The sequence below is a fragment of the Specibacter cremeus genome (genome assembly GCF_003946885.1).
Taxonomy (GTDB): domain Bacteria; phylum Actinomycetota; class Actinomycetes; order Actinomycetales; family Micrococcaceae; genus Specibacter; species Specibacter cremeus.
The window spans coordinates 1-6,334 of the sequence record NZ_RWKQ01000082.1 but is presented as its reverse complement, the minus strand read 5'-3'; the positions used below and the strand labels follow the sequence as shown (position 1 = coordinate 6,334).

Sequence of the window (6,334 nt, the reverse complement as noted above, 5' to 3'; positions counted from 1 at the left end):
CGGCGCTGGGTCGTCGAACGGACCCTGTCCTGGCTGGTGCGCTGCCGCCGCCTGGGCCGGGACTACGAGCGGCTTCCCGCCCACGCCGAGGCCATGGTCAAGTGGGCCATGATCGGCCTGATGGTCCGCCGGCTCGCGCCGGCACCGGGCCGGCGGCCCTGGCAGCCGGCCAGGACCCCATAACCACTTTCCCAACACGTCCTGAGTGCCGGGGCCTGGGCCTAGGATGAAGGCATGAGTGAACAGGCGCACATTCAGCCCAACGGCCAGGCTACGGAGGGAAAAGTGGTGGACGACGACGTCGCCGGCTCCCCGGCACGGGCGGCGGGCGCGCACGGGGCCGGCGCCGAGGGTGAACGGCCCAAGGTAACCGACCTCGTGGACCAGCCCGCGAAGGTCATGCGGATCGGGACCATGGTCAAGCAATTGCTGGACGAGGTCAAGAGCGCGCCACTGGACGACGCGGCGCGGGCCCGGCTGGCGGAGATCCACGAACGGTCCATCACCGAGCTCGAGGACGGGCTGGCACCCGAACTCGTGGCGGAACTGCACCGCATCAGCCTGCCGTTCTCGGAGACGGCCACCCCGTCCGATGCCGAGCTGCGCATCGCCCAGGCCCAACTGGTCGGCTGGCTGGAGGGCCTGTTCCACGGCATCCAGACGGCCATGGCCGCCCAGGCGCTGGCCAACCAGCAGACGGCCACGCGGCTGCAGATGCGCCAGCTGCCGCCGGGCACCCTGATCGCCCCCGGCGTGATCGTGGGGGAGAACGGCGAACCTCAGCGCGCCCCCGCATCGATGGGGCGCGGCTCCCGTCCGGACAGCGACGGCGGCTCACTGGGCCAGTACCTGTAGCGGGCGCGGGATGGGGTTGTTCGGTGCTGCATTCTTCGGCTCTGGCCGGAGGGCCCGCCGCGACGATGCGGAACTCGGCAAGGGGGTGTGGCGGCGCGCCCACGACCGGTTCGTGCGCGGCCTGGACAGGTTCCACCAGATGCTCGAGGGCGCCGCGGATGTGACGGAAGTTTACGAGGCGCTCGTGCCCCTGGCCGACGGCGTGGCCGGCCTGCTGCCCGAGGTGCGGCGCATCTGTGCGGCCGCCCAGGAGTTGGCCCCGAGCGTGGATGCCGACGTTCCGGCCGGCGCCGGCGCCGGGCTGCGCGACGTCCACCGGGAACTGTCCAGGGCCGGGAACTCGCTGGCCACGGCGGCAGGCGCCGTGGCCATGGCGCGCATGGGCGACGGCGACGTGGCCGCCGTCGCACGCCACTGCGACTCCGTGCGCCGCCACGTCGAGGAGGCCGCGCGCCTGCTCGCGCCGTGACCCGCCTGCCGTTCTGCGCACGATAGGGGGTCCCATGTTGCGCCCGCGGCCACGTTGCGCACCATAGGAGGGTGAATCATCCGCGGAACGGTCGCGCGTCAGCCGCATTACGCGAATTAGGGTGTCCTACCCTATATTTAATTACGCACGATGAACGTTCGCTATTTACAGCGCTGACGCCGGAAGGCCCCCATGAAGAATTGGTTGAACAAGTCCGCCCTCGCCGCCGTCGCCGGGGCAGCGGTGCTCGCCCTGGCCGCGTGCGGCGGCAGCCCCGCCGGCGGCTCCACCGGGACCAGCGGCTCCGCAACGGATTCCATCACGGTATACAACGCGCAGCACGAATCACTGACCCAGGCCTGGGTGGACGCGTTCACCAAGGAGACCGGCATCAAGGTCACGCTGCGCAACGGTGACGACTCCGAACTGAGCAACCAGATCATCCAGGAGGGCAAGAACTCCCCGGCCGACGTGTTCCTGACGGAAAACTCGCCCGCCATGACGCAGGTCGAGAACGCCGGGCTGTTCGCCCCCATCGACGCGAAGATCCAGGAGCAGGTGCCGGCCGCCTACCGCCCGTCGACGGACAAGTGGACCGGCATCGCCGCGCGCAGCACCGTCTTCGCCTACAACAAGACGAAGCTGATCCAGGCCCAGCTGCCGAAGTCGATCATGGACCTGGCCGATCCGTCCTGGAAGGGCCGCTGGGCCGCGTCCCCGTCCGGCGCCGACTTCCAGGCCATCGTCTCCGCCATGCTGGAGCTCAAGGGCCAGGACGCCACGCTGTCCTGGCTGAAGGCCATGAAGGAGAACTCCAAGGCGTACAAGGGCAATAGCACCGCCATGAAGGCCGTGAATGCCGGCGAGGTCGACGGCGCGGTCATCTACCACTACTACTGGTTCGGCGACCAGGCCAAGACGGGCGAGAACAGCAACAACGTCGCGCTGCACTACTTCAAGAACCAGGACCCGGGCGCGTTCGTGAGCGTCTCGGGCGGCGGCGTGCTGGCCTCGAGCAAGCACCAGGCCAACGCGCAGAAGTTCCTCGAGTTCATCACCGGCAAGGCCGGCCAGGACATCCTGCGCACCGGCGCCTCGTTCGAATACCCGGTGGCCAGCGGCGTCGCCGCCAACCCCAAGCTGGTGCCGCTGAAGGACCTGCAGGCCCCCGCCGTGGACCCGGCCAAGCTCAACTCCAAGGCCGTCACCGACCTGATGACGCAGGCGGGCCTGCTCTAGGCGCATGCCAACACGTACGACGGCGGTCGGCCCGCCTCACGCAGGAACCTCACCGAACGCGGCGGGGAGCCGGGGCGCACGCCCCGGCTCCCGGGCCGTCGTCGTGCTTTGCGTCCTGATCGCCCTGTTCTCCCTGGTTCCGCTGGTGTTCGTGGCGATCATGACCGCCAACGCCGGCGTGGACACCATCGTCGCGCTGGTGTTCCGGCCGCGTGTTGGCGAATTGCTGGTCAATACCGTTGCGCTCGTCGCGATCACCGTGCCGCTGTGCGTGCTGTGCGGCGTGGGCGGTGCCTGGCTGGTGGAGCGGACACGGCTGCGCGGACACAAGATCTGGGCCGTGCTGCTGGCCGCGCCGCTGGCCATCCCGGCGTTCGTGAACAGCTACGCCTGGGTCAGCGCCGTCCCGTCGCTCGGTGGCGTGGCCGGCGGCGTGCTCATCTCCACGTTGTCCTACTTCCCGCTCGTGTACATCCCCGTGGCGGCCGTGCTGGGCCGCATGGACCCGGCGCTGGAACAGACCGGGCAGTCGCTCGGGCTGGGGCCGTGGCGGGTGTTCTTCCGTGTCACCTTCCCACAGCTGCGCCTCGCCATTGCCGGCGGCGCACTGCTGGTGTCCCTGCACCTGCTGTCCGAGTACGGTGCGTTCGCCATGATCCAGTTCGACACATTCACCACGGCGATCTACGACCAATTCCGGTCCACGTTCAACGGCGCGGCCGCGAACATGCTCGCCGGCGTGCTCGTCGTGCTGTGCCTGGTGCTGCTGCTCCTGGAGGAGCGCAGCCGCGGCACCGCCCGCTACGCGAAGGTCGGCTCCGGGGCGCAGTCCGGCCCGGTCCGGCTTCGGCTCGGCTGGTACCAGGGGCCGGCCCAGCTCGGCCTGGCCGCCCTGACGGTGCTGGCCATCGGGGTGCCGATGTGGCATGTGGTGCGCTGGCTGATCTTCGGCGGCGTGGCCGTGTGGGAGCGCGACCCGCTGTTGACGGCGCTGCTGCAGACCCTCGGCTACGGGCTGGCCGGGGCGCTGGCCACGACCCTGCTGGCGTTCCCGCTGGCCTACCAGGTGGTGCGGCATCCGGGCCGGACCAGCCGGCTCCTCGAGGGCGCGAACTACATTTCCAGCTCCATGCCGGGCATCGTCGTGGCGTTGGCGCTGGTGACCATCACCGTCCACGGGCTGCCGGCCATCTACCAGACCTCGATCGTCCTCGTGGCCGCCTACGCGCTGCTGTTCATGCCGCGCGCCCTGGTGAACCTGCGGGCCGGGCTGGCGCAGGCGCCCAAGGAGCTCGACGAGGCCGCGCAGGCCCTGGGCAAGCCACCGCTCCTGGCATTCGTGAAGGTCACGCTGCGATTGACGGCCCCGGCCGCCGCGGGCGGGGCGGCCCTCGTGTTCCTGGGCATCGTGAACGAGCTGACGGCCACGCTGCTGCTCTCCCCGAACGGCACGAACACGCTGGCCACCGAATTCTGGTCGCTGAGCAGCGAGATCGACTACGCGGGCGCCGCGCCGTACGCGTTGCTGATGATCCTGCTCTCGGCACCCATGACCTACCTTCTGTTTGCGCAATCCAAGAAAGCAGCCGGACAGTGACACGTTCCTCCCGCTCCACCATCACGCCGCGACCGGACCGGTCCGCGCGGCGCATCCTGACCCCGGCCGTCAGCGACGTCGCCGACCACCTGCGGGTCAGGGGCGTGCGCAAGGCGTTCGGCTCAACCTCGGTGCTCGCCGGCGTCGACCTGGCCGTGGCGCAGGGACGGTCGACGGCGATCGTCGGCCCCTCCGGCTCCGGCAAGACGACGCTGCTGCGGCTCATCGCCGGGTTCGAGTCCCCGGACTCGGGCACGATCGCGCTGGGCGGCGAGACGGTGGCCGGCGGCGGCACGTGGGTCCCGGCGCACAAGCGGTCGGTGGGCTACGTGGCCCAGGACGGGGCGCTGTTCCCGCACCTGACCGTGGGCCAGAACGTGGCGTTCGGCCTGCCCGAGCGCGGCCGGGCGGCGGCCGCCCGGGTGGCCGAGCTGCTCGAAATGGTGTCGATGGACCCACAATACGCGAAGCGCCGCCCGCACCAGCTCTCCGGTGGCCAGCAGCAGCGCGTGGCGCTGGCCCGGGCGCTGGCGCGCCGGCCCGGGCTGATGCTGCTCGACGAGCCGTTCAGCGCCCTGGACGCCGGGCTGCGCGTGGCAACCCGCCGCGCCGTGGCAAAGACGTTGACGGACGCCGGCGTGACCACCATCCTGGTCACGCACGACCAGGCCGAGGCGTTGAGCTTCGCCGACCAGGTCGCCGTCATGCGCGACGGCAGGCTGGCGCAGATCGGCAGCCCGTTCGTCGTGTACACGAGGCCCACGGACCGGGCCACGGCCGAGTTCCTGGGCGACGCCGTCATCCTCGAGGCCTGGATGGAGGGTTCGCTGGCGCTGTGTTCGCTCGGCGGCATCCCGGTCCGCCGGCCCCCGGCGCAGGGCAAGGTGCACCTGATGCTGCGCCCGGAGCAGATCCGCATCGCCGGCGACGGGCCCATCCGCGGCACCGTCGTGGACACGGATTACTTCGGCCCGGAAACCACGGTGCGGCTGAAGCTGGAGCCGATCGCCGTCGACCCGCTGCATCCGGCCGACCCGCACCAGCCGGTGGGCGGGGAGGTCATCACGATCAGGCACTGGAATGCCATGCTGGCCCGGCCGGGCACGCAGCTGTGCCTGAAGGTCGTGGGCGAGGCCGTCGCGTTCCCCTGGGAATAGGCGGGCGCTGCACTACCAAGCCCCTCAGCGGGTGGGTGCCGTGGTGGGATCTTCGCCCGGTTTCGACGCTGAGGGTCCCGCGTTCGAGAACTCATCCTTCAGCTCGGTCTGCTTGAACGGGAGCAGGCCGTCGTCTTTCTCCGCCACGTACCCGTACAGCCGCTGCAGTTGCGGTTTGCTGGTAATGAGCCTGCGAGCGACGCTTTCCTGAAACAGCTGTACCGTGTTGAATGTGGGGATACCGGCCCTCGCAGCGAGAGCTGCCGCGTCTTGGTCGTCAATCATGGCCACGATGTCAATCCCTTGCGATTGAAGGGTGCGAGCATGCGCGATCAGGAGCATCTCGCCTCGGTTCTTGCCTGTACCGAGCATTGATTTCGGGCAGTTGTTCACAACCCAGGCCCACTGGAACTCGTATTCATCATCCATGTATTTATCCGGCGTGAGGCGCTGGATTTGTGCTCGACCTCTTCCACCACGGCGTCTGGGACGATGATCCTGTCCGTCATGGCCTTGAGTGTCTTGAGGTAGAGGTCGGTAGTGTCATTTCGGGCCAGGAAGTTCAGGATGGGTCCGGCATCCAGGATGACGAGGTCGCTGTGATCCGGCTGATGAGCCGGATCAACGGTCACTTGCGTCGGCCAAACCTCGACGGCGGTACGATCGCCGGGTGCGGGCGGATGCCCACCTCATCCAACTCCACTTGAAGGTCAGCGGAACTCGTGCCCCGAATTCTGGCAACCGCTTCCAGCCCGATCAGGTTGTTCTCGTATGCTTCCATGGCTTCGGCCACGATTCGCATGGGCGCCTGAGGGGTCATGGCCTTGGCCTTCGAGGCGCGGTGCTCGTCGGACCAACCGTAGCGTGCGGCCAGCTTACCCGCCGACAGCATCGCCCACTCATCTTTTTGGCCGGGCGCCAGCCAATCGGAATTCTCTAGGTGCGTGTGTCAGTAGTCGTTTCGGATAGTTTTTAAAACGCCGGGAGATCAACCGGGCTGGCGGTGGTGGGGCTGGG

General features: G+C 69.0%; 8 protein-coding genes and 1 pseudogene. 6 read left to right on the top strand and 3 right to left on the bottom strand.

Features of this window, described 5'->3' with window-relative positions; all coding sequences use genetic code 11:
• The 6 genes and pseudogenes from EJC77_RS19985 to EJC77_RS19960 all read left to right on the top strand — a co-directional run.
• Nucleotides 1-183: pseudogene (locus tag EJC77_RS19985) on the top strand (hypothetical protein); the annotation flags it as partial.
• A 51-nt stretch (nucleotides 184-234) separates the two neighbouring features.
• On the top strand, nucleotides 235-855 hold the full coding sequence (locus tag EJC77_RS19980; protein WP_125616992.1) for a bacterial proteasome activator family protein: 621 nt from the start codon (nucleotides 235-237) through the stop codon (nucleotides 853-855).
• Nucleotides 856-871: 16 nt separating this feature from the next.
• On the top strand, nucleotides 872-1,324 hold the full coding sequence (locus tag EJC77_RS19975; RefSeq protein ID WP_240630394.1) for a hypothetical protein: 453 nt from the start codon (nucleotides 872-874) through the stop codon (nucleotides 1,322-1,324).
• 192 nt (nucleotides 1,325-1,516) lie between these two features.
• Nucleotides 1,517-2,563 carry an iron ABC transporter substrate-binding protein gene (locus EJC77_RS19970; RefSeq protein ID WP_125616986.1) on the top strand — a complete coding sequence of 349 codons (1,047 nt, stop codon included), beginning with the start codon at nucleotides 1,517-1,519 and terminating at the stop codon, nucleotides 2,561-2,563.
• 4 nt (nucleotides 2,564-2,567) lie between these two features.
• Entirely contained in the window at nucleotides 2,568-4,160 is a 1,593-nt protein-coding gene (locus tag EJC77_RS19965) for an ABC transporter permease (protein WP_125616983.1), read from the top strand.
• Between the two features lie 53 nt (nucleotides 4,161-4,213).
• Complete coding sequence (locus tag EJC77_RS19960) at nucleotides 4,214-5,317, top strand: ABC transporter ATP-binding protein (RefSeq protein ID WP_420820342.1); 1,104 nt, start codon at nucleotides 4,214-4,216, stop codon at nucleotides 5,315-5,317.
• A gap of 24 nt (nucleotides 5,318-5,341) precedes the next feature.
• Here EJC77_RS19960 and EJC77_RS19955 read toward each other — a convergent pair whose 3' ends face one another.
• The 3 genes from EJC77_RS19955 to EJC77_RS19945 are packed head-to-tail and all read right to left on the bottom strand — an operon-like array spanning nucleotide 5,342 to nucleotide 6,209.
• Complete coding sequence (locus tag EJC77_RS19955) at nucleotides 5,342-5,746, bottom strand: PIN domain-containing protein (protein WP_125616979.1); 405 nt, start codon at nucleotides 5,744-5,746, stop codon at nucleotides 5,342-5,344.
• Nucleotides 5,707-5,949, bottom strand: coding sequence for a PIN domain-containing protein (locus EJC77_RS19950; RefSeq protein WP_125616976.1), 243 nt, complete (start codon nucleotides 5,947-5,949; stop codon nucleotides 5,707-5,709). Before EJC77_RS19950 ends, EJC77_RS19955 begins: the two co-directional genes overlap by 40 nt.
• On the bottom strand, nucleotides 5,946-6,209 hold the full coding sequence (locus EJC77_RS19945) for a hypothetical protein (protein ID WP_125616973.1): 264 nt from the start codon (nucleotides 6,207-6,209) through the stop codon (nucleotides 5,946-5,948). Before EJC77_RS19945 ends, EJC77_RS19950 begins: the two co-directional genes overlap by 4 nt.
• Nucleotides 6,210-6,334 lie beyond the last annotated feature (125 nt).

What these genes read in the sequence shown, in the direction of transcription:
- EJC77_RS19955 (WP_125616979.1), bottom strand. Translation starts at nt 5,746, where the DNA reads ATGGATGATGAATACGAGTTCCAGTGGGCCTGGGTTGTGAACAACTGC.
- EJC77_RS19945 (WP_125616973.1), bottom strand. Translation starts at nt 6,209, where the DNA reads ATGCTGTCGGCGGGTAAGCTGGCCGCACGCTACGGTTGGTCCGACGAG.
- EJC77_RS19965 (WP_125616983.1), top strand. Translation starts at nt 2,568, where the DNA reads ATGCCAACACGTACGACGGCGGTCGGCCCGCCTCACGCAGGAACCTCA.
- EJC77_RS19980 (WP_125616992.1), top strand. Translation starts at nt 235, where the DNA reads ATGAGTGAACAGGCGCACATTCAGCCCAACGGCCAGGCTACGGAGGGA.
- EJC77_RS19970 (WP_125616986.1), top strand. Translation starts at nt 1,517, where the DNA reads ATGAAGAATTGGTTGAACAAGTCCGCCCTCGCCGCCGTCGCCGGGGCA.